The sequence below is a fragment of the Sphaerisporangium flaviroseum genome (genome assembly GCF_039537005.1).
GTDB lineage: Bacteria > Actinomycetota > Actinomycetes > Streptosporangiales > Streptosporangiaceae > Sphaerisporangium > Sphaerisporangium flaviroseum.
In genome coordinates this window covers 205,994-229,030 of the sequence record NZ_BAAAZR010000043.1, presented here as the reverse complement: position 1 = coordinate 229,030, position 23,037 = coordinate 205,994, and the positions used below count along the sequence as shown (strand labels likewise).

At 70.4% G+C, this 23,037-nt stretch carries 22 protein-coding genes; 5 read left to right on the top strand and 17 right to left on the bottom strand.

Going from position 1 to position 23,037, the window contains the following annotated elements:
* Nucleotides 1–9 precede the first annotated feature (9 nt).
* Nucleotides 10–606 (bottom strand): sigma-70 family RNA polymerase sigma factor, encoded by a 597-nt coding sequence (locus tag ABD810_RS35875; protein WP_344951471.1) that lies wholly within the window; start codon nucleotides 604–606, stop codon nucleotides 10–12.
* Nucleotides 607–892: 286 nt separating this feature from the next.
* Here ABD810_RS35875 and cds1 point away from each other — a divergent pair, with 286 nt between their 5' ends.
* Nucleotides 893–1,966: an L-cysteine desulfhydrase Cds1 gene (gene cds1 / locus ABD810_RS35870; RefSeq protein ID WP_344951468.1), complete on the top strand. Its 1,074-nt coding sequence runs from the start codon at nucleotides 893–895 to the stop codon at nucleotides 1,964–1,966.
* 39 nt (nucleotides 1,967–2,005) lie between these two features.
* Here cds1 and ftsY read toward each other — a convergent pair whose 3' ends face one another.
* The 12 genes from ftsY to ABD810_RS35810 form a co-directional block, all read right to left on the bottom strand.
* Entirely contained in the window at nucleotides 2,006–3,184 is a 1,179-nt protein-coding gene (gene ftsY / locus ABD810_RS35865) for a signal recognition particle-docking protein FtsY (protein ID WP_344951465.1), read from the bottom strand.
* 346 nt (nucleotides 3,185–3,530) lie between these two features.
* Nucleotides 3,531–7,211 carry a chromosome segregation protein SMC gene (gene smc / locus ABD810_RS35860; protein WP_344951462.1) on the bottom strand — a complete coding sequence of 1,227 codons (3,681 nt, stop codon included), beginning with the start codon at nucleotides 7,209–7,211 and terminating at the stop codon, nucleotides 3,531–3,533.
* A gap of 346 nt (nucleotides 7,212–7,557) precedes the next feature.
* Nucleotides 7,558–7,752 carry a hypothetical protein gene (locus ABD810_RS35855; RefSeq protein WP_262848107.1) on the bottom strand — a complete coding sequence of 65 codons (195 nt, stop codon included), beginning with the start codon at nucleotides 7,750–7,752 and terminating at the stop codon, nucleotides 7,558–7,560.
* Between the two features lie 189 nt (nucleotides 7,753–7,941).
* Nucleotides 7,942–8,241 (bottom strand): acylphosphatase, encoded by a 300-nt coding sequence (locus tag ABD810_RS35850; protein ID WP_344951453.1) that lies wholly within the window; start codon nucleotides 8,239–8,241, stop codon nucleotides 7,942–7,944.
* Nucleotides 8,238–9,125: a bifunctional DNA-formamidopyrimidine glycosylase/DNA-(apurinic or apyrimidinic site) lyase gene (mutM, locus tag ABD810_RS35845; protein WP_344951450.1), complete on the bottom strand. Its 888-nt coding sequence runs from the start codon at nucleotides 9,123–9,125 to the stop codon at nucleotides 8,238–8,240. Before mutM ends, ABD810_RS35850 begins: the two co-directional genes overlap by 4 nt.
* 4 nt (nucleotides 9,126–9,129) lie before the next feature.
* Nucleotides 9,130–9,819, bottom strand: a complete 690-nt coding sequence (rnc, locus tag ABD810_RS35840; RefSeq protein WP_425567019.1) for a ribonuclease III — start codon at nucleotides 9,817–9,819, stop codon at nucleotides 9,130–9,132.
* Between the two features lie 293 nt (nucleotides 9,820–10,112).
* A complete protein-coding gene (gene rpmF, locus ABD810_RS35835; protein ID WP_248958187.1) occupies nucleotides 10,113–10,292 on the bottom strand; it encodes a 50S ribosomal protein L32 in 180 nt (59 codons plus the stop codon).
* 1 nt (nucleotide 10,293) lies between these two features.
* The gene (locus tag ABD810_RS35830; protein ID WP_344951442.1) at nucleotides 10,294–10,866 is read right to left on the bottom strand and encodes a YceD family protein; all 573 of its coding nucleotides are present in this window, start codon (nucleotides 10,864–10,866) and stop codon (nucleotides 10,294–10,296) included.
* Between the two features lie 48 nt (nucleotides 10,867–10,914).
* Nucleotides 10,915–11,391 (bottom strand): pantetheine-phosphate adenylyltransferase, encoded by a 477-nt coding sequence (gene coaD, locus ABD810_RS35825; RefSeq protein ID WP_189161848.1) that lies wholly within the window; start codon nucleotides 11,389–11,391, stop codon nucleotides 10,915–10,917.
* 15 nt (nucleotides 11,392–11,406) lie between these two features.
* Nucleotides 11,407–11,976, bottom strand: coding sequence for a 16S rRNA (guanine(966)-N(2))-methyltransferase RsmD (gene rsmD / locus ABD810_RS35820; RefSeq protein WP_344951431.1), 570 nt, complete (start codon nucleotides 11,974–11,976; stop codon nucleotides 11,407–11,409).
* A gap of 359 nt (nucleotides 11,977–12,335) precedes the next feature.
* A complete protein-coding gene (recG, locus tag ABD810_RS35815) occupies nucleotides 12,336–14,519 on the bottom strand; it encodes an ATP-dependent DNA helicase RecG (protein WP_344951428.1) in 2,184 nt (727 codons plus the stop codon).
* Nucleotides 14,520–14,633: 114 nt separating this feature from the next.
* The gene (locus tag ABD810_RS35810; protein ID WP_344951425.1) at nucleotides 14,634–16,241 is read right to left on the bottom strand and encodes a DAK2 domain-containing protein; all 1,608 of its coding nucleotides are present in this window, start codon (nucleotides 16,239–16,241) and stop codon (nucleotides 14,634–14,636) included.
* A gap of 333 nt (nucleotides 16,242–16,574) precedes the next feature.
* Between ABD810_RS35810 and rpmB the strand changes: the two genes are divergently transcribed.
* Together rpmB and ABD810_RS35800 are read left to right on the top strand one after the other, a co-directional pair.
* Nucleotides 16,575–16,760 (top strand): 50S ribosomal protein L28, encoded by a 186-nt coding sequence (gene rpmB / locus ABD810_RS35805; RefSeq protein WP_262848146.1) that lies wholly within the window; start codon nucleotides 16,575–16,577, stop codon nucleotides 16,758–16,760.
* A 148-nt stretch (nucleotides 16,761–16,908) separates the two neighbouring features.
* Nucleotides 16,909–17,532 carry a hypothetical protein gene (locus ABD810_RS35800; protein ID WP_344951422.1) on the top strand — a complete coding sequence of 208 codons (624 nt, stop codon included), beginning with the start codon at nucleotides 16,909–16,911 and terminating at the stop codon, nucleotides 17,530–17,532.
* 14 nt (nucleotides 17,533–17,546) lie between these two features.
* Here ABD810_RS35800 and thiD read toward each other — a convergent pair whose 3' ends face one another.
* The 3 genes from thiD to ABD810_RS35785 form a co-directional block, all read right to left on the bottom strand.
* Nucleotides 17,547–18,332 carry a bifunctional hydroxymethylpyrimidine kinase/phosphomethylpyrimidine kinase gene (gene thiD / locus ABD810_RS35795; RefSeq protein ID WP_344951419.1) on the bottom strand — a complete coding sequence of 262 codons (786 nt, stop codon included), beginning with the start codon at nucleotides 18,330–18,332 and terminating at the stop codon, nucleotides 17,547–17,549.
* Between the two features lie 30 nt (nucleotides 18,333–18,362).
* Complete coding sequence (locus ABD810_RS35790) at nucleotides 18,363–20,033, bottom strand: hypothetical protein (RefSeq protein WP_344951416.1); 1,671 nt, start codon at nucleotides 20,031–20,033, stop codon at nucleotides 18,363–18,365.
* Between the two features lie 77 nt (nucleotides 20,034–20,110).
* Nucleotides 20,111–21,079, bottom strand: a complete 969-nt coding sequence (locus ABD810_RS35785; RefSeq protein ID WP_344951413.1) for a thiamine-phosphate kinase — start codon at nucleotides 21,077–21,079, stop codon at nucleotides 20,111–20,113.
* Nucleotides 21,080–21,138: 59 nt separating this feature from the next.
* Here ABD810_RS35785 and ABD810_RS35780 point away from each other — a divergent pair, with 59 nt between their 5' ends.
* Nucleotides 21,139–21,372 carry an Lrp/AsnC family transcriptional regulator gene (locus tag ABD810_RS35780; RefSeq protein WP_344951410.1) on the top strand — a complete coding sequence of 78 codons (234 nt, stop codon included), beginning with the start codon at nucleotides 21,139–21,141 and terminating at the stop codon, nucleotides 21,370–21,372.
* 25 nt (nucleotides 21,373–21,397) lie between these two features.
* On the top strand, nucleotides 21,398–21,826 hold the full coding sequence (locus ABD810_RS35775; RefSeq protein WP_344951407.1) for a DUF3515 family protein: 429 nt from the start codon (nucleotides 21,398–21,400) through the stop codon (nucleotides 21,824–21,826).
* Nucleotides 21,827–21,888: 62 nt separating this feature from the next.
* Here ABD810_RS35775 and ABD810_RS35770 read toward each other — a convergent pair whose 3' ends face one another.
* Complete coding sequence (locus tag ABD810_RS35770) at nucleotides 21,889–23,004, bottom strand: D-alanine--D-alanine ligase family protein (protein WP_344951404.1); 1,116 nt, start codon at nucleotides 23,002–23,004, stop codon at nucleotides 21,889–21,891.
* Nucleotides 23,005–23,037: the final 33 nt, after the last annotated feature.

Below are 23,037 nucleotides of genomic sequence, written 5' to 3'. Positions count from 1 at the left end.
CGAGGGGTGTCAGGCAGCCTGGAACTGGGGGGAGGGGCGCAGGGCGCCCTCCTCGTGGGCGTAGCCCTCGAGCATCGTCCTGAGCTGGCGACGACCGCGGTGCAGGCGGGACATGACGGTGCCGATCGGCGTGCCCATGCGCTCGGCGATCTCCTTGTACGCGAACCCCTCGATGTCCGCCAGGTACACCGCGACCTTGAAGTCCTCAGGAAGAGCACGAAGAGCGTTCATCACGACACTGTCGGGAAGCAGTTCCAGCGCCTCGGTCTCCGCGGAGCGCAGGCCCGTCGACATGTGCGACTCGGCGGCCGCGAGCTGCCAGTCCTCGATGTCCTCGGCGGCCGACAACTTCGGCGACCGCTGCTGTTTGCGGTAGTCGTTGATGAAGTTGTTGGTGAGGATGCGGTGCAGCCACGCCTTCAGGTTCGTCCCAGGGCGGAACTGGTGGTACGAGGTGTACGCCTTGGCAACGGTCTCCTGCACCAGGTCCTCTGCGTCAGCGGTGTTCCGGGTGAGGCGCATGGCGGACGCGTAGAGCTGGTTCGTCACGGGCATGACGTCGCGCTCGAACCACGCCTGCCGCTGCTGTTCGGTCATCGAGATCATCTCATCCCCCTCATACCTGCCTGTCCCCCGTTACCCATCCGGCATGAACCCATGCAGGCTCGGTAACCGCTTTACTCCATCTGACGGCTGATCACATGCTCACGGTTCACCTATAAGGGTGACGTTAAGGGTATTAGCTGGTCAGGAGGGGTCTTGAAGCGATTGGCCGGGGGCGGTGACTTCACACCCGAGGCCGGACAAGTCTCATTATAGTAACAGACAACACCCCAAAAGGGAGAAAGTGTGTTAAGGGTCACATAGATCGGACACCCGATAACGTGGAGTCATGAAGTACGTGGACCGGCATGATCCGACGACTCGCGCGTGGGTGTCCGAGGCGATCCGCAGGGTCGAGGCGGACGCCAACCGTAGCTGTGACACCCACCTGCACGTGTTCCCGCTCCCGCCGCGGTGGGGTATCGAGCTGTATCTCAAGGACGAGTCCGTCCATCCGACCGGCTCGCTCAAGCACCGTCTGGCCCGCTCGCTCTTCCTTTACGGCCTGGCCAACGGCTGGATCGGCCCCTCCACCACGGTCGTGGAGGCCTCCAGCGGCTCCACGGCGGTCAGCGAGGCGTACTTCGCCCGCATGCTCGACCTGCCGTTCGTCGCGGTGATGCCGTCCTCCACCTCACCGGAGAAGATCGCGCTCATCGAGTTCTACGGCGGCAAGTGCCGGCTCGTCGACGACCCGGGAACGATCTACGAGGAGTCCCGCCGCCTGGCCCAGGAAACCGGCGGCCACTTCATGGACCAGTTCACCTACGCCGAGCGGGCCACGGACTGGCGCGGCAACAACAACATCGCCGAGAGCATCTACCAGCAGATGTCCTTGGAAAGCCACCCCGAGCCCGCGTGGATCGTCGTGGGCGCCGGCACCGGCGGCACCTCCGCGACCATAGGCCGCTACATCCGCTACCGCCGTCACGAGACCCGCCTCGCGGTGGCGGACCCTGAGGGCTCGGCGTTCTACCCGTCGTGGATCGCCGGTGACGCAGGCATGACCGCCTCCGGCTCCCGGGTCGAGGGAATCGGCCGGCCCCGGGTGGAACCGTCGTTCCTGCCCACGGTGATCGACCGCATGATCCAGGTGCCGGACGCCGCGTCGATCGCCGCCATGCGATGGGTCCGGGAGGTCACCGGCCGCCACGTCGGCGGCTCCACAGGGACGAACGTCGCGGCGGCCGTGCAGATCATCGAGGAGATGCTCGAGAACGGCGAGCAGGGAAGCGTGGTGACGCTGATCTGTGACGGCGGCGAGCGCTACAAGTGCACCTACGACGACGACACCTGGCTGGCCGACCAGTCCATCGACATCGCCCCGTCCCTGAGCGCCTTCCGCGCCTTCCTCACCACCTGAGGCCCCCAGAGGCGGGCCCTCACCCCCGCCCCCGAGCGGTCAGTCGCCGAGGATGGTGTCGACGAAGACCTCGGCGTCGAAGGGGGCCAGGTCGTCGGGGCCCTCGCCCAGGCCCACCAGCTTGACCGGGACGCCCAGCTCGCGCTGAACCGAGATCACGATGCCGCCCTTGGCGGTGCCGTCGAGCTTGGTGAGGACGATGCCCGTGATGTTCACCACCTCGGCGAACACCTGCGCCTGGCGCATGCCGTTCTGCCCGGTCGTGGCGTCGAGCACGAGCAGGACCTCGTCCACCGTGGCCTTCTTCTCGATGACCCGCTTGACCTTGCCGAGCTCGTCCATCAGGCCGGTCTTGGTGTGGAGACGGCCCGCGGTGTCGACGATGACCACGTCGACCTTGTCCTCGATGCCCTTGCTCACGGCGTCGAAGGCGACGGACGCCGGATCGGCGCCCTCGTCCTTGCGCACGGTCTCGGCGCCGACGCGCTCACCCCAGGTCTGGAGCTGGTCGGCGGCGGCGGCACGGAAAGTGTCGGCGGCGCCCAGCAGGACCCTGCGGCCGTCACCGACGAGAGCGCGGGCGAGCTTGCCGGTGGTCGTGGTCTTCCCGGTGCCGTTGACCCCGACGATGAGCAGGACGGCGGGCCGCTCGCCATGAGGCGCAGTATGCAGCGTGCGGTCCATGTCGGCGCCGATCTGGGTGAGCAACTGCTCACGGAGCAGCGCGCGCACCTCGTCGTGGCTGCGCGAGCCGAGCACCTTCACCTTGGTGCGGAGCTCCTCGACCATCGCGCGCGTGGGTGAGACGCCCACGTCGGCGGTGATCAGCATGTCCTCGATCTCGTCCCAGACCTCGTCGTCCAGGCGGTCGCGCGACAGCAGCTCCAGAAGACCCTTGCCCAGCGTGCTCTGCGAGCGGGCCAGCCTCGCGCGCAGCCGTACCATGCGACCGGCCGACGGCGGCGGGATCTCGATCTTCGGCGCCACCGGGGCCACGGGCTCGACCGGCCGGGCGGGGGGCGGGACGGTGGTCGTGGCGGCGTCGTCCTCCACGACGCCGGTCGGCGGGGCCTGCCTCTGCTCGGGGAGAGCCGGCGCCTCCGGCGGCCTGACCGGTGGAGCGTGCCTCTCACGCGGCCGGAAGAGCAGGAACATACCCCCCACCGCGAGCAACGCGATGAGGAAGACGATCACGATGATGCCGAGGTACCCATCCACAAGATGTCAGTTTCCCAGACGGCAGACCATGCTCACACCCGGGCACACCCCGACCACGCGCTTATACCGATATTTCCCACATCTCCCAACCCCCCAGCCCGCGAAAAAGGTCATGGCGTCCCACTCACTGACGACGCGAGGGGGGTGGGGGGGTCCAGGTCATCCCGACGCCCTGCTAGCGGCGGTGAGGGCCCAGGTCATCCCGACACCCCGCTAGCGGGAATGGGGGATCCAGGTCATCCCGACACCCCGCTAGCGGGAGTGAGGGCCCAGGCCATCCCGACACCCCGCTAGCGGGAATGGGGGATCCAGGTCATCCCGACGCCCCGCTAGCGGGGGGTGTGGGTCAGGCGGATTCGCGTTCGCGGAGGCGTTGGCTGATCACTTGGGTCACGCCGTCACCGCGCATGCTGACCCCGTACAGCGCGTCGGCGATCTCCATCGTGCGCTTCTGGTGGGTGATCACGATGAGCTGCGAGCTCTGCCTCAGCTCCTCGAAGAGGGTCAGCAGCCGCTGGGTGTTGGTGTCGTCGAGCGCGGCCTCGACCTCGTCCATGACGTAGAACGGCGACGGGCGGGCCTTGAAGATCGAGATGAGGAAGGCCACGGCGGTCAGCGAGCGCTCGCCGCCTGAGAGCAGGGACAGGCGCTTGACCTTCTTACCCGGCGGCCTGGCCTCGACGTCGACGCCCGTGGTGAGCATGTCGGTGGGGTCGGTGAGCAGCAGACGCCCCTCACCACCAGGGAAGACCCGGGTGAAGATGGTCTCGAACTCCCGCGCGACATCCTCGTAGGCGGCCGTGAAGACCTGCTCCACCCGCTCGTCGACCTCCTTCACCACCAGGAGAAGATCACGCCGGGTCTTGCGCAGGTCCTCCAGCTGGGAGTTGAGGAAGGTGTGCCGCTCCTCCAGCGCCGCGAACTCCTCCAGCGCCAGCGGGTTGACCTTGCCGAGCTGGGTCATCTGCCTCTCGGCCACCTTCGCCCGCTTCTCCTGCTCCTCGCGGACGTAGGGCACCATCTCCCCGTCGGCGACGGGCACAGGCTGCTCGGGGCCGTACTCGGAGATCAGGGCGTCCATCTCGACGCCGTACTCCTCCATCGCCCGGATCTCCATCTGCTCCAGGCGCAGGCGCTGCTCGGTGCGGGCCACCTCGGTGCCGTGCACGTGGTTGACCAGCTTGTCGAGCTCTACGGACAGCTCGCGGACCCGGACGCGCACGGCCTTCAGCTCGGTGTCGATCTCGCCACGCGCGCGCTCCGCCTCGTCGCGCTCCTCGGCGGCCAGCGCCAGGGACGCCTCCAGCACGCCGAGGGCGCGCCCCGCCCCGTGGACGACCACCTCGGCGACCTGGGCCTGCGCGCGGCGCCGCTCGCGCAGCGCGGCCGCGCCCGCCCGCTCCTCGCGCTCGCGCCTGGCCGCCCGCATGAGCTGGTCGGCGCGGCCGGTGATGCCCTTGACCCGCTCCTCGGCCGTGCGGACGGTGAGGCGGGCCTCCATCTCGGCCTGCCGGGTCACCGCGCAGGCACCGGCCAGCTCGTCGCGTGTCTCGGTGGTCGGCTCGACCGCCAGCTCGTCGGCGTACTCGGCCTCGGCGAGCCGCTCCTCCAGCTCCACCACGCCGGCCATGTCACGATCGCGCGACTCCTCGGCCGCGGCGACGTTCTTCGCCAGCCGGTCGCACTCGTCACGGGCGGCGTTGGCCGCGGCGTCGAGCTGCGCCAGCCGCCTCGCGGCGACGGCGACCCGCTGGTCGGCCTCCCGCTGCCTCCCGCGCACGCGGTCGAGCACGCCCTGCGCCGCGTTGACCCCGGCCTGGGCCGTGTTGACGCCGTTCTGCGCCTGGCCCGCCCACGCCTGGGCGGCCTCTACCGCCTGCTGGGCGGCGCGCTCGGCCTCGACGGCGTCGGTCAGGGCGGCGCCTGTGCTCTCAGCGGTGTCACGGGCCTTCGACAGGTCGGCGATCGCCTGGTCGAGCGCGGCGCGGACCTGCAGCACCGAGGCGCCGCCGCCGGACCCGCCCTGCGCGAAGTACGCGCCGACGAGGTCACCGGTCCAGGTGACCGCCCGCAGGTCTGGGCGCTCCTCCACGAGCTTCCTCGCGACCTGCGCATCGTCCACCACGACGACGCCGGACAGCAGGCTCGCCACGGCGGGACGGAAAGGGTCGGAGACGACCACGAGATCGGAGACCCACTGCGCACCGTCGATCGGAGCGGGCTCGCCGACGGCCGCGTCGGAGGCGATGACCAGCCCCGCCCTGCCGGCCCCCTCGGCCCTGAGCAGCTCGACCGCGTCGACGACGGTGGACAGCGACTCCACGGCGACCGCCTCGGCGGCGGCCCCGAGCACGGCCGCGACGGCCACCTCGGCTCCCGCCTGGACGGTCATCATCGCGGCGAGCGGCCCCAGCACCCCGGAGATGCCCGCCGCCAGCAGCGCCGCACCGCCGTCGGCGCCCTCGGAAAGACCCATCTCCAGGGCGTCCCGCCGGGCCTCCAGCGCGGCGATCGCCCGCTGGGCCTCCTGGTCGGTGGCCCGGGCCGCGCTCGTGGCCGACCGCGCCTCGGCGAGGGCCTTTCTCGGTTCCTCGGCGGCGGCCCTGGCCTCCTCCGCCGCGGCTCTGGCCTCCTCGGCCGCGGCCTTGGCCTCGGTCACGCCTTGCTGCGCCCGCTCCAGCTCCTCGGCGAGGGCAGAGTCGGCCACAGGCTCGCTGAGCTCCTGGGCGTCGTGGTCCTCCCGCGCCCGCTCGCTGCGCCGGCGCGCCTCGTCGAGGGCCTTGGTGAGGCGCCCGATCTCCTCCTCGGCCGCCCGCGCGCGGCCGCGCACGGCCGCCACCTCGCCCCTCAGCCTGGCGAGACCCTCTCGCCGGTCGGCCGCCGCCTTCGCCGCGGCCGCCAGGCGCCTCTCCTCGGTCGCGAGCGCGCCCTCGGCCTCCGTGCGGCGCCAGACGGCCTGCTCGAGGATCTCCTCGGCCTGCTCCAGCTCGATCTTGAGCGCCTCCTCGCGCTCGCCGATCTCGGCGGCCTCGCGCTCGTAGTCTTCCGGGTCGCGCCCGCGCCGCTCGATCGAGGCGGCCTCGATGGCGTGGCGGTGCCGCTCGGAGGCGAGGGTCTCGACGCTGTGCAGCCGCTCCTTCAGAGCGGCCAGACGGTAGTAGGTCTCCTGGGCGCGGGCCAGGCGGGGCTGCGCGGCCCCCTCGGCGGCCTCCAGCTCCGCCTCGCGGGCCTGGCCCTGCTCCAGCCGGCCCTCGACCTCAGCGCGCCGCATGCGCACCGCGGCCTCGTCGGCCGCCTCCCGGTCGAGGTGGGTGCGCAGCCGTACGACGTCGTCGGAGAGCAGCCGCAGCCGGGCGTCACGCAGGTCGGCCTGGATGACGGCCGCCTTCCGGGCGATCTCGGCCTGGCGGCCCAGCGGCTTGAGCTGGCGCCGAAGCTCATTGGCCAGGTCCTGGACGCGGGTGAGGTTGGCCTGCATGGCGTCGAGCTTCCGCAGCGCCTTCTCCTTGCGCTTGCGGTGCTTGAGGACGCCCGCCGCCTCCTCGATGAAGGCCCTGCGCTCCTCGGGGCCCGCGTGGAGGACGGTGTCGAGCTGGCCCTGGCCCACGATCACGTGCATCTCGCGGCCGATGCCGGAGTCGGAGAGAAGCTCCTGGATGTCGAGGAGCCGGCAGGTGTCGCCGTTGATGGCGTACTCGCTCTGGCCCGACCGGAACATCAGCCGGCTGATCGTGACCTCGGTGTAGTCAATGGGGAGGGCGCCGTCGGAATTGTCGATGGTCAGCGTCACCTCGGCCCGCCCGAGGGGCGGCCTGGAGGAGGTGCCGGCGAAGATGACGTCCTCCATCTTGCCGCCGCGCAGGGACTTGGCGCTGTGCTCGCCCATGACCCAGGCGAGGGCGTCGACGACGTTGGACTTCCCCGAGCCGTTCGGGCCGACCACGCAGGTGATGCCGGGCTCGAAGCGCAGGGCCGTGGCCGAGGCGAAGGACTTGAAGCCGCGCAGCGTGAGGTTCTTGAGATACACCCGCGCCGCCCTCCCCGTCTGCTACGGGACCGCCATCAAGCCTCCGGGGCGATCCATGCGGGGCACACTACCGGCTCGCAGCCGCTCAGGTGTGCGGGCGGCGATGCTTCGGCGGACGGAAACGCTTCGCGCCCGGCTCGGACGGCGCACCGGCTCGGCCGCACCAGGCCAAGCTCGACGCCTGGCAACGCACCAGGCCAAGCTCGACGCCTGGCAACGCACCAGGCCAAGCTCGATGCCTGGCAAATGGTGCGAAGCGGGTCATACCACTGCGAAGGAGACCGGGTAAATGACAAGGGACGCCTTTGAGGGGCGTCCCTGACAGTGTGTTGCCGTACCGAACCTCTCAGGTGAGGGCCGGCTCGCGATCTTGCAGACGAGCGAACGCCTCATCGCGCGACTGCGCGGCGAGAGCGTCATTCTGGGCCTGGAGCCTTGTGAGCTCTGCCTCCAGATCCCGGATTCGCTGCTGGAGACGGCGCATTTCCGAGACCATTCGAGGGTCAAGACCGCCGACGTGGCCGAGTAGAGCCTTCGCCATGGTTAAGGGTCCTCCACGCTGAGTGACCAAACTGGTTCGCGCACTTCTTGCCGCGGGAGGGGTGCGCGTGTTTCCTATCAAGAGTCGCACCGGCAATGGAGGCGGTCAAGTTGAACGCTCCCCATGAATGCACCAATGGGCACTCCCGACATGTAAATATACCGCATTTAGGGGGTTTAAGGGAAGCACCTACCGCTCCACAAATCCACCAAAACCGCCGCGAACTGGTGACCAACGCTCCACTACTGCATCTACCCGCCCTGGAGGGTCACCACCCCTCAGCAGGGCAAGAAGCTTCTCGCAGCCTTCGCGGGGCCCCTCGGCGACCACCTCCACCCGCCCATCGGCGAGGTTGGACGCGGATCCGACCAGGCCGAGCTCCAACGCGCGAGCCCGCGTCCACCAGCGGAAACCCACGCCCTGGACCCGGCCGCGTACCCAGGCGTTGAGACGGACCTCACTCGTGCCCGTGTCCGGAACCTCGGTCATGACCCCACCAGGGGTTGACATCGGGGGCAACTATAGGAAGACCTGTTCATGAACGCCTCCCGCAGGACGGGCCCGCCGCAGCGGGCACACGGCTCGCCCTGCCTGCCGTACACGTTGAGTGACCGATCGAAGTAGCCACTCTCACCGTTCACGTTGACGTACAGGCTATCGAAGGACGTGCCGCCCTGGCCGAGGGCCTCGCCCATGACCTCGCGGACCGCGGCCAGCAGCTCGCCGGTCTTCCGCCTGCTCAGCGCGCGGGTCGGCGTCCTCCCATGCAGCCGCGCCCGCCACAACGCCTCGTCGGCGTAGATGTTCCCGACACCGCTGATCAGCGACTGGTCGAGCAGTGCCCGCTTGATCTCCGTCTGCCGCACGCTCAGCCGGACCGCGAACACCTCGTCGTCGAACGCCTCTTCGAGAGGATCGGCCGCGATGTGCACGATGGGCTCGGGGACCGGACGCCCGAGGGGCGCCAGGGGGGCGACCAGCAGGTGGCCGAAGGTGCGCTGGTCGACGAACCGGAGCTCGGGACCGTCGTCGTCGAAGCTCAGCCGCACCCGCAGGTGTTTCTCGACCGGGGAGCCGGGCTCCACGACCAGGAGCTGGCCGCTCATGCCCAGATGTGCGAGCAGAGCCTCCGAGCTCCCCGAACCGGCCCCAGAGGCGCTCTCAGGGTCACCGAGAGGCATCCAGAGGTACTTGCCACGGCGCTCGGCGGACACCAGGGTGCGGCCGGCGAGCCTTCCGGCGAACTCGGCCGCCCCGGGCACGTGCCTGCGGATCGCCCGGGCGTGGAGGACCTCGGCCTGGGCGATCGTACGTCCGGCGACCCAGCGTGAGAGCCCCCGCCGTACGACTTCGACCTCGGGCAACTCGGGCATGGCGTTACGTGGTCGCCTTCTCCAGCTTCGCCTGAGCGTCGCTACGGGCGCGGATGGCGGTCCACGCGGCCTCGGCGGCCTGCTGCTCGGCTTCCTTCTTGCTGCGCCCAGCGCCCGAGCCGTACTCCTGGCCGCCGACCCTGACGACCGCGGTGAACGACTTGGCGTGGTCGGGCCCGCTCTCGTCAACGTGGTACTCGGGGACGCCGAGCATCTCGGAGGCGGTCAGCTCCTGGAGCGAGGTCTTCCAGTCGAGACCCGCGCCCAGCGAGGCGGAGCGCTTGATCAGCGGATCGAAGAGCAGGTGCACCACGCGGAAGGCCTCGTCGAGCCCCTTGTCGACGTAGACGGCGCCGATCAGCGCCTCCAGGGTGTCGGCGAGGATCGAGGACTTGTCCCGGCCTCCCGTGCCCTCCTCGCCACGGCCCAGCCGCGTGAAACGGCCAAGGTCGAGGGCTCGGGCGACGTCGGCCAGGGCGCGCATGTTGACCACCGCGGCCCGAAGCTTGGCCAGCTGGCCCTCGGGAAGATCGGGATGGCCCCGGAACAGGGTGTCGGTGACCACGAGGCCCAGCACCGAGTCGCCGAGGAACTCCAGGCGCTCGTTGGTGGGCAGGCCGCCGTTCTCGTAGGCGTACGAGCGGTGCGTCAGCGCCCGCTCGAGAAGCTCGTCATCCAGCCGGACGACGAGCACGCGCTCAAGCTCGTCTCTCGCGACCTCTACAGGAATCGGTTTTCCACCTGCGGCCACGTCTCCTCCTCGGACGGGAAATCTCCGGCCGTCACGCAGCACGTCACGACCATGGTCGCGATGGCGGATGGAACGCGGGAAATGCCCGAAAACGTGGTGGACGCCGGGAGATTGCGGCAACCCCGGCGCCCACCACGGCCGCGGGCGAACCGCCACCGCACGCCTCGCGTGATGGACGGTCATCCCGGCCGGACGTTGAGGCGTCCGGCCGGCTCACCGGCCACCGCGGGCGCGAATCAGGCCGACGGCTCGATGACCTGACGGCGGTTGTAGGTGCCACAGGTCGGGCATGCCACGTGAGGCAGCTTCGGCGACCGGCACTGGTTACAGCTAACGAGAACCGGCGCGGCGGTCTTCCACTGCGCGCGGCGGGAGCGGGTGTTGCTCCGCGACATCTTCCGCTTTGGGACTGCCACGTCAACCCTCCTGGTCATTGTTGTTGTCGGTTTTCAGGCTCTGCAACGTCGCCCAGCGGGCGTCGATCTGCTCGTGCCGGTGGTCGGGGCCGGCTTCCGCCAGCTTGACCCCACACTCCACGCACAGCCCGGGGCAGTCGTCACTGCAGACCGGGCTCAACGGCAGTGCGAGCACCACCGCGTCGCGGAACGTCGGCTCGAGATCGAGAAGCTCACCGTCGAGGAGTGGGTCGTCCTCGGCGGCTTCTTCCGCCGAGTAGAAGAAGAGCTCCTGGAAGCCGACCTCGATATCCGAGATCAACGGATCCAGGCAGCGCGAGCACTCTCCGCCGAGCGGAGCCCGCGCCGTGCCCGTGACGAGCACTCCCTCCATCACTGCCTCGAGCCGCAAGTTCAGCTCGATTTCGGCGTCCTCAGGGACGCCGATCATGCCGACGGAGAGGTTCACCGGAGCCGGAAGGGAACGGGAGATCTCGCGCATAGAACCCGGTCGCCTGCCCAGATCATGGGTAGAGATCACCCAGGGTGCGCGGGGGTCGAGGCTACGCAGCGTCTTCCTGCTCTCTAGAGGCATGGCGAATCACCGCCGTCGTACAAGGCCGATGAGAAAGAATACCAGTACTCAGCCACGCAGCCGTTCGACGAGCATCCGGTGCACGAGATCGGGCACGAGGCCGGACACGTCTCCGCCGTACCTGGCGATCTCCTTGAGCCTGCTCGACGACAGGAAGGAGTACTCCGGGTTGGTCGACATGAAGAGCGTCTCGACACCCGACATGCGGTAGTTGAGCTGGGCCATCTGCAGCTCGTAGTCGAAGTCGCTGACCGCGCGCAGGCCCTTGACGATGGTCGGGATGCCCTGCTGCTTGCAGAAGTCGACGAGCAGTCCGTAGAACTTCTCCACGCGCACGTTGCCGTACTCCCGGGTCACCGCCTCCAGCGTCTCGATGCGCTCGTCGACGGTGAACAGGCTCTTCTTCTCCACGTTGATCAGCACCGCGACGACGACCTCGTCATACAAGCGGGACGTCCGCCCGATGATGTCAAGGTGGCCGTTGGTGACGGGGTCGAAGGACCCCGGGCAGACGACACGACGCAAGGCTTACCCCCAGTTTCACTGGTTCCCGGCGGCGCGACCGTACCAAACGGTCGCTTCGCCATAGCGACGGACCCTCTCTTCCGCGAATCCGGAGGGCCAGACCAAGTCCTTCCCCCGGGACTCCCGCTCCACCGCGATCAGGGCGTCCTCGGCGAGCCAGCCGTTGTCGCGGAGGCGTTCGAGCACCTCACGGACCACTTCGTCCTTGACCGCATAGGGGGGATCGGCGAACACGAAGTCGTACGGCTCGGCGCACCGGCCCGCGACCAGCCGCTCGACCCGGTCGCCCACGACGACGGCCCCCGGCAGGCCGAGCTCCGCGATGTTCGCCCGGATGGTGCGCGCGGCCTTCGCGTCGGACTCGACGAGCAGGGCGTGTGAGGCCCCGCGGGAGAGCGCTTCCAGCCCCACCGCGCCCGAGCCGGCGTACAGGTCGATCACCCTGGCGTCGTCGAGCGAGCCCAGGAGGGATCCGACGGTGGAGAACAGCCCTTCCCTGGCACGGTCGCTCGTCGGCCGTGTGCCACGGCCCGGGGGGACGGCGATGCGCCGCCCACCGGCGGTTCCTGCGATGACTCGGGTCACCCGCCCATTCTCGCTGTTTGCGGTACATGCCGGGGCCGCCAGGTCAAGAGTGGCCAAGTGTCGGCGAGGAATGCGCAAGGGTCGTTCCCCACTGCCTTCCGAACCCACATGATGAGTTCTGCGGCCTTCATGGTGACCCAGGGGAAGGCCGACCGGCGTGATCGTGAGCCCTTCCGCGCGCCGGTGCCCTCGGCACCTGACCCGAGGGTGGGCCCAGCCGGGGACGGCATTCGGGGGGAGGCCGTCCCAAGGCTGGGCCCTGGGTCATTCCAAGCGGGATGATCCCGAGGCCCCGGCCCTCATCTCACGCCTTCTCCAGGTATTTCGTGCCATCTCACGCCTCCTGGTATTCGGGCATCTCACGCCTTCTCCAGGTATTCGGCGCGGTCGTCGCCGAGGAGCCTGTCGATCTCGGCCTTCAGCGCCGGATGCTCCTCCAGCCGCGGATCGCCGGAGAGCAGGCTCGCGGCCTCCTCGCGGGCATCGCTGATGACGTCCTCGTCGCGGAGCAGCCGCAGCATCTTGAGCGACGACTTGCGCCCGGACTGGGCCGCGCCCAGAACGTCGCCCTCACGCCGCTGCTCCAGGTCGACCCGGGACAGCTCGAAGCCGTCGAGCGTGGCGGCGACCGCGTCGAGCCGCTCGCGTGCCGGGGTGCCCCCGGGGAAGTCGGTGACGAGCAGGCACAGGCCGGGCAGCCCCCCACGGCCGACCCGCCCGCGGAGCTGGTGGAGCTGGGAGACGCCGAACCGGTCGGCGTCCATGATGACCATGACCGAGGCGTTGGGGACGTCGACCCCCACCTCGATGACGGTGGTGGCGACCAGCACGTCGACCTCGCCGCGCGTGAAGGCCCGCATCACCGCGTCCTTCTCCTCGGGGGGAAGCCGTCCGTGGAGGACCTCGACGCGCAGACCGCCGAGCGGGCCGTCGGCGAGCATCGGCGCGACCTCCAGCACCGCCAGGGGCGGCCGCCGCTCATCTCCGTTCTCGGGCGGCGCCTCGCTCAGGTCGCCCTCGTCGCCCTCGAGGTCGCCGATGCGGGGACAGACGATGTAGGTCTGGCGGCCGAGGCCGACCTCCTCCCGGATGCGCTCCCAGGTGCGTTCGAGGAAGTGGGGCTTGTCGGAGGCGGGCACCACGTGGGTCGTGATCGGCGCCCGGCCGGACGGGAGCTGGGTCAGCGTGGAGACCTCCAGGTCTCCGAACACCGTCATGGCGACCGTGCGCGGGATCGGGGTGGCGGTCATCACCAGCACGTGGGGACGGCCCCCACCGGCCTTCTCGCGCAGCGCGTCTCGCTGCTCGACGCCGAAGCGGTGTTGCTCGTCGACCACGACGAGCCCGAGGTCGGCGAACTGGACGTGCTCCTGGAGCAGGGCGTGGGTGCCCACGACGATGCCGGCCGCGCCGGACGCGGCGTCGAGCAGCGCCGCGCGCCGCCCCGCCGCCCCCATCGAGCCGGTCAGCAAGGTCACGACCGTGCCGCCGAACACCCCGCCCGTGCCGAGATCGCCCAGCATGCGCGTGATGGACCGGTGGTGCTGCTGCGCGAGGACCTCCGTGGGGGCGAGCAGCGCCGCCTGGCCTCCCGCGTCGACGACCTGCAGCATGGCACGCAGCGCGACCACGGTCTTCCCCGCACCGACCTCGCCCTGGAGCAGCCGGTGCATGGGATGATCGCGCGCCAGCTCGGCCGCGACCTCCTCGCCGACCTGGACCTGGCCCTCGGTGAGCTGGAAGGGCAGGCGGCCGTCGAAGTCGGCGAGCAGCCCGTCGTCCCGGCGCGGGCGGGGCGTGGCGGGCCATGCGGCGGCGGCCTGGCGCCGCTGGGCCAGCACGGCCTGCAGCACGAACGCCTCGTCGAACTTCAGCCGCTTGCGCGCCCGCGAGATGTCACCCTGGTCGCGCGGCCGATGGACCGCCTCCAGCGCGTCGGCCAGCCCCGGCAGCCGGTGACGCGACCGCAGGTCGGCGGGGAGCGGATCGGCGATCGGGCCCAGCGTGTCGAGGACGACGGCGATCGCCCTGCGGATCACCCATGAGGTGATGCCGCCGGCCGCCGGATAGATCGGGACCGGCGCGGCGGCGAACTCGGCGGCCGAGGAGTCGGAATCCTCCAGGGGCTCGAACTCGGGATGGTTGAGCTGCCACTTGGCCCGCTCGCCGTGCCCGAACCTGCCGACCTTGCCGGAGAACATCGCGCGGGTGCCCGGCTTCAGCCGGCCCTCGATCACGTGGGAGGCCCGGCCGAAGAACGACAGGTAGATCGTGTTGCGCACGCGGTCGACGACCTCGACCTCCAGCCAGGTGCCCCCGCGGTTGCGCATGGGCTTGCGCATGAGGCGGGAGACCTCGCCCACCACGGTGACGTGCTCGTCGACCTCGAGGGCGTCGAGCGCGGTCAGCTCTCCCCGCTCGGCATAGCGACGGGGGTAGTGGCGCAGGAGCTCGCCGACCGTGGTGATGTTGAGCGAGCTCTCGAGCGGCTTGGCCGTTTTAGGGTCAAGCGCCTTGATGAGCGGCTCGTCGAAACGCGTCACGTCACCATGTTCTACCGCTCCCGGCCGACAAGAACACGCCATGCCCCACAGTCCGCGCCGCCGTGACGTTCACGGCCCGGCCGCCCAGGCGAGCCGGGCCGCCATGCCCGCGGATCACTCGACGCCGATGAGGAGGGGGTAGCCACCCTGCCCGCCCTTGTAGACCACGACCTCCACGTCCGGCCGTACGGCGTCGAGATGGTCCCGTACGGCCTGCGCCAGCCGTGCGTCCGCGTCCACCCCCATGATCAGGGTGACCAGCTCGCTGCTGACCGAGAGCATGCGGGAGGTGATCTCCACGGCGATGTCCTCCACGGCCGTGCCGATCAGCGCCACGTCGCCGTCGATGACGCCGAGCACGTCGCCCGGGTGGCACATGCCCTCGCTGGTCATGGCCTCGCGGTTGGCCACCCAGACATGGCCGTGGCGGGTGTGGCCGGCGGTGTCGGTCATCGCCACCACGTCGTCGTCGAAACGGCGCAGCGAGTCGTGCACGGCGAGCGCGGCCAGGCCCTGGACGGTCGCCTTGGTGGGCAGCACGCTCACCACGATGCCCTCCTCGCGGGCGATCTCGGCGGCGGCCACGGCCACGGCGTTGACCCCGCTGTCGTTGGGAAGCACCGCCACCTCGGTCCCGGCCTCCCTGATGGCCGCGAGCACCGCAGCCAGCGGAGGGCTGCTCCCGGGCTTGCGGCGCACCACGACGGCACCGGCCTCCTCGAACAGCCTGGCGATGCCGTCGCCCGCCGCCACCGCGACCACGCCACGCCCGTCCCCGGCCCGATGAGTGCGAGCGGGGGCCTCCAGGTAGACGACCTTGACCCGATGGGGCCGCCCGGCCCGCATGCCGGCCTCGATGGCGGCCCCGGCGTCGTCCACGTGGACGTGCACGTTCCACAGGCCCTCTCCCCCGACCACCACCAGCGAGTCGCCGAGGCGGTCGAGCTCGTCGCGCAGCACGGCCACGGCCGCCTCGTCGGCGTCCAGGAGGTACATCACCTCGTACCCCGGGCCCTCCACCGGCTGCGGCTCGAAGCGCACGGTGGGGGCGGGCACCTCGTACCGGTCGACATAGGAGTCGGTGATCACGGCCGCGAGGCTCTCGACGATGACGGTGAGCCCCGCCGCACCCGCGTCCACCACCCCGTTGCGCGCGAGCACGTCGAGCTGACCGGTGGTGCGGCCGAGCGCCCCGCGGGCGGCGGCCGCCGCCTTCCTGGCCACCTCCGCGAGCTCGCCGGAGGTCCCCTCCACCGCGTCGGCCACCGCGCTGAGCACGCTGAGCACGGTGCCCTCGACAGGTCTCGCCACGGCACTCCTCGCCGACTGGGCCGCCCTGGCCAGCCCCTCACGAAGGTCACGCCCCTCCCCCTTGGCGTGACGTAGCACCTCGGCCATGCCTCGCAGGGCCTGGCTGACGATGACTCCGGAGTTGCCCCGGGCGCCGAGCAGGGCGCCGTGGGCCAGCGTGCGCCACGTGCTGTCAGCGTCGGCGTCCTCCGGCAGCCCGTCGAGCGCCTCGGCGGCCGAGAGCATGGTCAGGTGGAGGTTCGTCCCGGTGTCGCCATCCGGAACCGGGAACACGTTGAGGGCGTCGATCTCCGCACGGGCACGGCCGAGCGCGTCCGCGCACAGCCGGGACCAGCGGCGCACCGCCTGCGGATCGAGCACCTGGAGGCACTCCTGTACGGGATCACCGGCGCCGGCGGGCTCCGAAGGCATATGACTCCCTCCCGCGCGGGGCGCCTTCCGCGCACGTTGCGTGCGCGAGGCCTCGCACGCATCGCACGCGCCTCCCGGCACGCTCCGAACGCCGATCTCTCTCCCATGCACGCTCTCACGGGCGGGCGATGATCCGCACGCCGCGCGACCACGGGTCTCCGCGGATGCGCTACGGTTGGTGTTACGAGATTATCCCTGTTCGCCGGTTCCCCCATTTGGCGTGCACCGGGCAACATCGGATACCCTCGTGTGGCCAGCCGGTTGTCCCGGCATGCCCGACCACCGCTTCTACCTCGGTTTCGGGCCTATTGACTTATCTAAGGAGCGATGACCGTGGCTTCCGTCTGCGACGTTTGCGGCAAGGGGCCGACTTTCGGCAACAACATCTCGCACTCGCACCGCCGCACCCGCCGCCGCTGGAACCCGAACATCCAGCGTGTGCGCGCCATGGTGGGCAGCACGCCGAAGCGGCTGAACGTGTGCACCTCCTGCATCAAGGCGGGTAAGGTCACCCGCTGACCTGAGTTCTTCCAGACAGCCCGTCGCCGTCCAGGCGACGGGCTGTCTGCGTTCCCGCACCGCCGAGCCGGGTGTGGCGAGGCGGGCGCATGGGGCAGGCGTTGCTGGGTAACTTGTTCTCGTGCTGAATCCGCCCGTACATCTGAGCGTGAACGCCTCCACCGGCCAGAAGGTCACCGTGTCGGTCGTCGCGTTCCTCTTCCTCGCCGTGCTCGGGGGCATCACCGGCGTCGCGGCCCTCGTCCTCAGAGGATCCGAGCCCGGCCGATCCTCGAGCGGGTTCACGGATTCGCCGGCCGTCGCCGGCAGCGGGTTCCCCGTCAACGCGGTTCAGATGATCTTCATCGTGATCGCGGTGCTGATGGTGGGGTTCGTCGCGACCATGGTCCTTGGCACCTACCGGCGGCGCGCCATCCTCAACGGCACCGTGCTGGAGGTACGCGGCCTGCTCGGCGCGCGCCAGGCCGACCTCGCGACGGCCCGGGTGTGGATCGACTCCGAGCCGGAGTACGTCAGGAACCCCCACGGCGAGGGCACCATCCCCACGGGGCGCCGTGTGCCGCACCTGGTGGCCGAGAACCCCGAGAGCCGCAGGAAGATCCGGCTGCGTCTGCACAGCATGGGCCGCACGCTGCTGCCGCCCCACGAGCTCAGCGCCCTCGCCGCCGCGGTCGAGTCGGGCGAGCGCGCCGGACCGGAGGCTTCCCAGGCCGCCAACACCGCGACCCTGCTCCGCCGCCTCGCGGACGACCCGATCGCCCGCCTGCTCTGACCAGGCCGTAGGGTTCAGCGCCAGCGCCAGGCGTGGTCCACCGGGCCGATGCCGGCGCCCAGCGGGAAACCGCCGGCGATCGCGCCCGTGACGTACTCCTTGGCCTTGCCCACGGCACCCGGGACGTCCTCGCCCAGCGCGAGATGGGACGCGATGGCCGAGGCCAGCGTGCATCCGGTGCCGTGGGTGTGCCGGTTGTCGAGCCGCTCGGCGGCGAACCGGTACTCCTCGGCGCCATTGGTGAGCAGGTCGACCGGCGGGCCCGGCAGGTGCCCGCCCTTGACCAGCACCCATGTGGGCCCGAGCTCCAAGATCGCCTCGGCCGCCGGGCGCAGGCCGTCCTCGTCCTCGACCTTGTACGAGGTGAGCTGCTCCACCTCCCAGAGGTTGGGGGTCACCACGGTCGCCACGGGCAGCAGGCGGGTGGCCATCGTCTGGACGGCCTCCGGGGCGAGCAGCGGATCCCCGTGCTTGGAGACCCCCACCGGGTCGACCACCACCGGCGCGTCCACACCGGCCAGCGCCTCGGCGACCAGCGCGACCAGTTCCGGGGACGCGAGCATGCCCGTCTTGATCGCCTGGGCGCCGATGTCGCCGAGCACCGAGTCGATCTGGGCCCGTACGGCCTCGGCGGGAAGCTCCCAGTAGCCCTGGACCCCGACGGAGTTCTGGGCGGTGACCGCCGCGATCACGCTCATGCCGTGGACGCCCAGCGCGAGCATGGTCTTCAGGTCGGCCTGGATGCCCGCCCCTCCGCCGGAGTCGGAGCCTGCGATCGTCAGCACGCGGGGAGGAGTCATCTGACCATCAAACCAGGACCGTCCGCGCGCTCAGAAGACGGACTGGAGTGTGGTGTCCTCGCTCACGCTGAGCTGGCAGCTTCCGCCGTTCAGCTCGCAACTGTCGGGCTGGGCGGATTCCCCGGTGGCGACGAACGAGATCACGACCTGATCGTTCTCCCCCAGCGGGGCTGTGGAACTGAGCACCAGGGTGTCGCCCTCCTGGGTCCACTCAGCACCGTCGGCTCCGGTGACGCTCCCGCCGACCGGCACCCGGACGCTCCACTCGTCCAGCGTGAGCCCTCTGTTGGTGACCGTGAGCTCGCCGGTGTAACCCGTGTTGGTCACTCCGGAGACGCCGAAGTCGATGTCGACCCGTCCCGGCGAGACGATGGGGTCGGTCTCGTCGGCCGGCGATGTCTCTTCCGGAAACGCGGTATCGGTCTCGTCCGGCGTGGGCGTGGGCTCCGGCGTGTTCCGCGGCGTCCGGCTCGGCTTGGGGGTGGGCGTCGCCCGTGTACGGTCCGGCGTGGGACGGGCGGAGGCGACCGGCGTCCGCGGGGCCGGGGTACGGCTCGCCGTCGGCCTGGCCGGCTTGGACGCGCGTGGAGAGCCGGACGCGGTGGGGTCGTCGGTGTCCGCGGGCCCGGCCGACGCCGTGTCCGCCGGGGGCTTGGCCGGGGCGATGGCGGCGCAGGCCTCGCCCTTCGGGCAGTCCGGTGTGCGCGTCAGATCGAGCTGATTGGAGGACAGCTTGATCCCGATGACCGCACTGCCGATGGCGGCCACGACCGCCACCGCGGACAGCACCATCAGGCGGCGTCCTCTCCACAACCGGGGACGGTTCGCCCGTTGCCGTCTGCGTCCCTTCTCCGGGCTCAGGTCGAACGAGTCGGCCTCCGGATCGGCCCCTCCCCCGGAACCGAGGAACCCGTCCTCACGATCCAGCGCCCGGCCGGACCCCAGGAACCCGTCCTCACGATCCAGCGCCCGGCCGGATCCTGGAAACCCGTCCTGGCCGTCGAGGGCCGGGCCGGAGAGGCCTCTGGTGCCCTCAGCCGGGCTTTCCGTGGACGGGAAACCCTCCGCCCCCTCAGCGCCTCCCAGCGCCCCTGAGCGTCCAGGCTGCGGTCCTGTGGCCGGGAAGGCGGTCTGCGGATCGGAGCCGGGGAACCCGGCCTGTCCCCGCGAACCCTGAACCGCCGTGCCCGACTCCCACACCGACTGCGGGCCGGAGACCGCCGTGCCGGAGTCCCATGCGGACCGTCCCTGCGGGCCGGAGACCGCCGTGCCCGAGTCCCGCACCGGCTGCGGGCCGGAGACCGCCGTGCCGGGGTCCCACGCGGTGGGGTCCGCGTGTCCGGTCGGGGCCGGGGCCGGGTCATCCCAGGCGTTCGGCCAGGCGGGCCGGGCGGGGGAAGGAGATCCGGTGTCCCAGGCGCTGGGATACGGCGGCCGGCGCATGGGCTCGCGAACGCCGGGCGCCTCCGCGCGTCCGAGAACGTCCTGGTTCTCTACGTGCCTGCCGGAGTCCGGGGGGTCGTGGCGGGGCCGGGATGGCTCGTCGGGTTCGGGGTCGTCGAGCCACCCTGGTCCGTTGCCATCGTTCAGCCACTCCTGAGTTCCGCGCTCATCGTCGTGCCAGCCCGCACCCCCGTGCTCGCCCGCCCACTCCGAGTCAGAGTCCCGACCTCGGGATGACTTGTGGCGTCCCCGTCCCATGAAGCGCCTTCCTAGTAAAGAAACCACAGCGCCCCACTTCATAACACCTTCAATACTTCTTTGTCACAATTTTCACCTTATTCACGGAAGTGATCCCAGCCACCGTGCGGCGCTTCGTACCCCGTGACCTGCACACCTTCGCCCTCGGTCACGCTGCCAATGATCTTCCACTCCGGCGGCAGCCGTGTCTCCGGAGGGAAGGCCGCCACCAGCGCGTGATCTTCCCCGCCCGTCAGCACCCATCCCAGCGGGTCCTGCCCCAGCTCGGCCGCGGCCTCGGCCAGCGATTCGGGCACCGGCAACGCCCGCGACTCCAGCTCGATCCGAACACCGCTCGCCTTGGCGATGTGCCCCGCGTCCTGCAGCAGCCCGTCGCTGACGTCGGCCATCGCCGTGGCCCCCAGAACGGCGGCGCCGGGACCGCAGGCGTACGGCGGCTCGGGACGCCTATGGGCGGCCGCCAGGCCCGGGAAGGGGAGGTCGCCACGACCTGCGAGGAAGAGCGCCAGACCGGCCGCCGCGTGACCCAACCGGCCCGCCACGGCGACGACGTTCCCGGGCCGGGCGCCCGCCCGGGTGACCGGCGCGCGCCCGCCCAGGTCCCCCAGGGCGGTGACCCCCAGCACGATCTTCTCGGACCTGGCGATGTCACCCCCCGCGACGCTCGCGCCCACCAGGGCGCACTCGTCCCCGAAGCCGTCGGTCAGGCCGTCGAGCCACTCCGCCGGAAGGTCCCCGGGCAGCCCCAGGCCCACGAAGATCGCCGTAGGGTCGGCGCCCATCGCGACCACGTCGGAAAGGTTCTGCGCTGCCGCTTTTCGCCCGATATCGTATGGACTGGACCAATCACGGCGGAAGTGTCTACCCTCAAGTAGAAGGTCCGTCGTCACGACAACTCGGCCATCGGGAGCGCGAAGGACCGCGGCGTCATCGCCCGGGCCAAGCAATACCGCCGGAAATTGTGGCAAACGCCCGACAATACGGGCAATGATCCCGAATTCACCAAGATCTGCGACTCTGATAGCACACCTCCAGGTGTCTTGCATGTACGGTGGCGATTCGGCACTGATCTAGCTAGTTAGCATCGCCCCCGCGGGAGGACGTGATGGTGCAGGCCTACATCCTTATCCAGACAGAAGTCGGCAAGGCCGCCGAGGTCGCGTCCGCGATCGCGGTCATCTCCGGGGTGACCCAGGCGGAGGACGTCACCGGCCCGTACGACGTGATCGTTCGCGCCGAGGCCGCCAACGTGGACGACCTCGGCAAGCTCGTCGTCGCGCAGATCCAGGCCGTAGAGGGAATCACGCGTACCCTTACGTGTCCCATCGTTCATATCTGAGCGTCCAAGTCTTTCGGGGGAAGCAGTGGTCCGGGTCGTCCTCGTCGTGGCGGCATCGGTCCTGCTGTCCGGGTGCGGCGGGGCCGTAAGGGTCGATCCCCCTGCCCCGCGAGGGGCCACCGCGACCGCCTGCGCCACGCTGAACGGCAGGCTGCCCAAGATTCTCGACGGCGCGGAGCGTGTCCCGTCCGAACCCCCCTCGCCCTATGTGGCGGTGTGGGGCGAGGCGGAGATCGCGCTCCGCTGCGGCGTGCCGCGCCCCGCCGCGATGGACCCTCTCCAGCAACTGCCGGAGATCAACGGCGTGGCCTGGTTCGCCGACCCGGTCAGGCCCGCGCTGTTCACGGCCATCACCCGTGACGGCTACGTCGAGGTGACGATCTCCCGCAGGCACGAGACCACGGGAGTGCTCGCCGACCTCGCCGCACCGATCAAGGCGGCCTTTCCCGCTTGAACCCGGCGGCCCTCCCCTCCGGGGCCGCCGGGCGGATCATCACGGGCGTACGGACACGCCGATCACCGCAGGCCCTCGGGACGAGCCAGCGCGAGCTGGATCAGGCGATCGACCAGCTCGGCGTATGGAACGCCGGTGGCGGCCCAGAGCTGCGGCGCCACGGACATCGCCGTGAAGCCGGGCATCGTGTTGATCTCGTTGAGGATCAGGCGGCCCGACGGGGTGTAGAAGAAGTCGACGCGGGACAGCCCCTCGCAGCCGAGGGCCTCGAACGCCTGTACGGCCATCTGCCGCAGGTCGTCGCTGACCTCCACCGGGAGGTCGGCGGGGACGGTGAGCGACATGTCCGAACCGATGTACTTGGCGGAGAAGTCGAAGAACTCGTGGTCGTCGTTGACCACCACCTCGCCGGGCAGGCTGGCGGCGGGCGGCTCGTCCCCGGGGGACTCCAGCACCGCGCACTCGATCTCGCGCCCCTCGATGGCCGCCTCGACCAGGACCTTCGGGTCGTGCTCACGGGCGAGCTCGATCGCGCGCTCCAACCCCTGAAAGTCGTCCGCCCGCGAGATGCCCTGGCTGGAGCCGGCGCGGGACGGCTTGACGAACACCGGCCAGCCGAGCGTCTCGATGTCCTTGAGAACGCGCTCGCGGTCGACGCGCCAGTCACGGTCGCGCACCACGACGTACGGCCCGACGGGGAGCCCCGCCGCCGCCAGCAGCGTCTTCATGTACGCCTTGTCCATGCCCACCGCGCTGGCGAGCACGCCGGAGCCGACGTAGCGGACGCCGGCCATCTCCAGCAGGCCCTGGATGGTGCCGTCCTCGCCGTACGGACCGTGCAGCATGGGGAACACGACGTCGACCTGGCCGAGGGAGGCGGGGATCCGCCCGGCCTCGAGCGCCACGATCGATCCGCTGGCGGACGGCAGGGCGAGCGACGTGCCGCTCCCGTCCACGGCGGGAAGCTCGCCGTCCTCGATCTCGTACCGCTGTTCCTCCGAGACGAGCACCCAGCGACCGTCCGGCGCGATGCCGATGGGGACGACTTCGTATTTGGACCGGTCGATGGCCGAGAGGACGCTACCGGCGCCCATCAGGGACACCGCATGCTCGGAGTTGCGCCCGCCGAAGACGACCGCCACCCGTACGCGAGGTCCGGATTCATGCTGATGGTTCATGATGCCCGAATCTACCTTGCGTGGCCGTCGTCC

What these genes read in the sequence shown, in the direction of transcription:
- ABD810_RS35830 (WP_344951442.1), bottom strand. Translation starts at nt 10,866, where the DNA reads ATGCCTCTAGAGAGCAGGAAGACGCTGCGTAGCCTCGACCCCCGCGCA.
- ABD810_RS35780 (WP_344951410.1), top strand. Translation starts at nt 21,139, where the DNA reads ATGGTGCAGGCCTACATCCTTATCCAGACAGAAGTCGGCAAGGCCGCC.
- ABD810_RS35810 (WP_344951425.1), bottom strand. Translation starts at nt 16,241, where the DNA reads ATGCCTTCGGAGCCCGCCGGCGCCGGTGATCCCGTACAGGAGTGCCTC.
- ABD810_RS35855 (WP_262848107.1), bottom strand. Translation starts at nt 7,752, where the DNA reads ATGGCGAAGGCTCTACTCGGCCACGTCGGCGGTCTTGACCCTCGAATG.
- ABD810_RS35785 (WP_344951413.1), bottom strand. Translation starts at nt 21,079, where the DNA reads ATGCAAGACACCTGGAGGTGTGCTATCAGAGTCGCAGATCTTGGTGAA.
- cds1 (WP_344951468.1), top strand. Translation starts at nt 893, where the DNA reads ATGAAGTACGTGGACCGGCATGATCCGACGACTCGCGCGTGGGTGTCC.
- ABD810_RS35850 (WP_344951453.1), bottom strand. Translation starts at nt 8,241, where the DNA reads ATGACCGAGGTTCCGGACACGGGCACGAGTGAGGTCCGTCTCAACGCC.
- ABD810_RS35790 (WP_344951416.1), bottom strand. Translation starts at nt 20,033, where the DNA reads ATGGGACGGGGACGCCACAAGTCATCCCGAGGTCGGGACTCTGACTCG.
- ABD810_RS35770 (WP_344951404.1), bottom strand. Translation starts at nt 23,004, where the DNA reads ATGAACCATCAGCATGAATCCGGACCTCGCGTACGGGTGGCGGTCGTC.
- mutM (WP_344951450.1), bottom strand. Translation starts at nt 9,125, where the DNA reads ATGCCCGAGTTGCCCGAGGTCGAAGTCGTACGGCGGGGGCTCTCACGC.
- thiD (WP_344951419.1), bottom strand. Translation starts at nt 18,332, where the DNA reads ATGACTCCTCCCCGCGTGCTGACGATCGCAGGCTCCGACTCCGGCGGA.
- ABD810_RS35875 (WP_344951471.1), bottom strand. Translation starts at nt 606, where the DNA reads ATGATCTCGATGACCGAACAGCAGCGGCAGGCGTGGTTCGAGCGCGAC.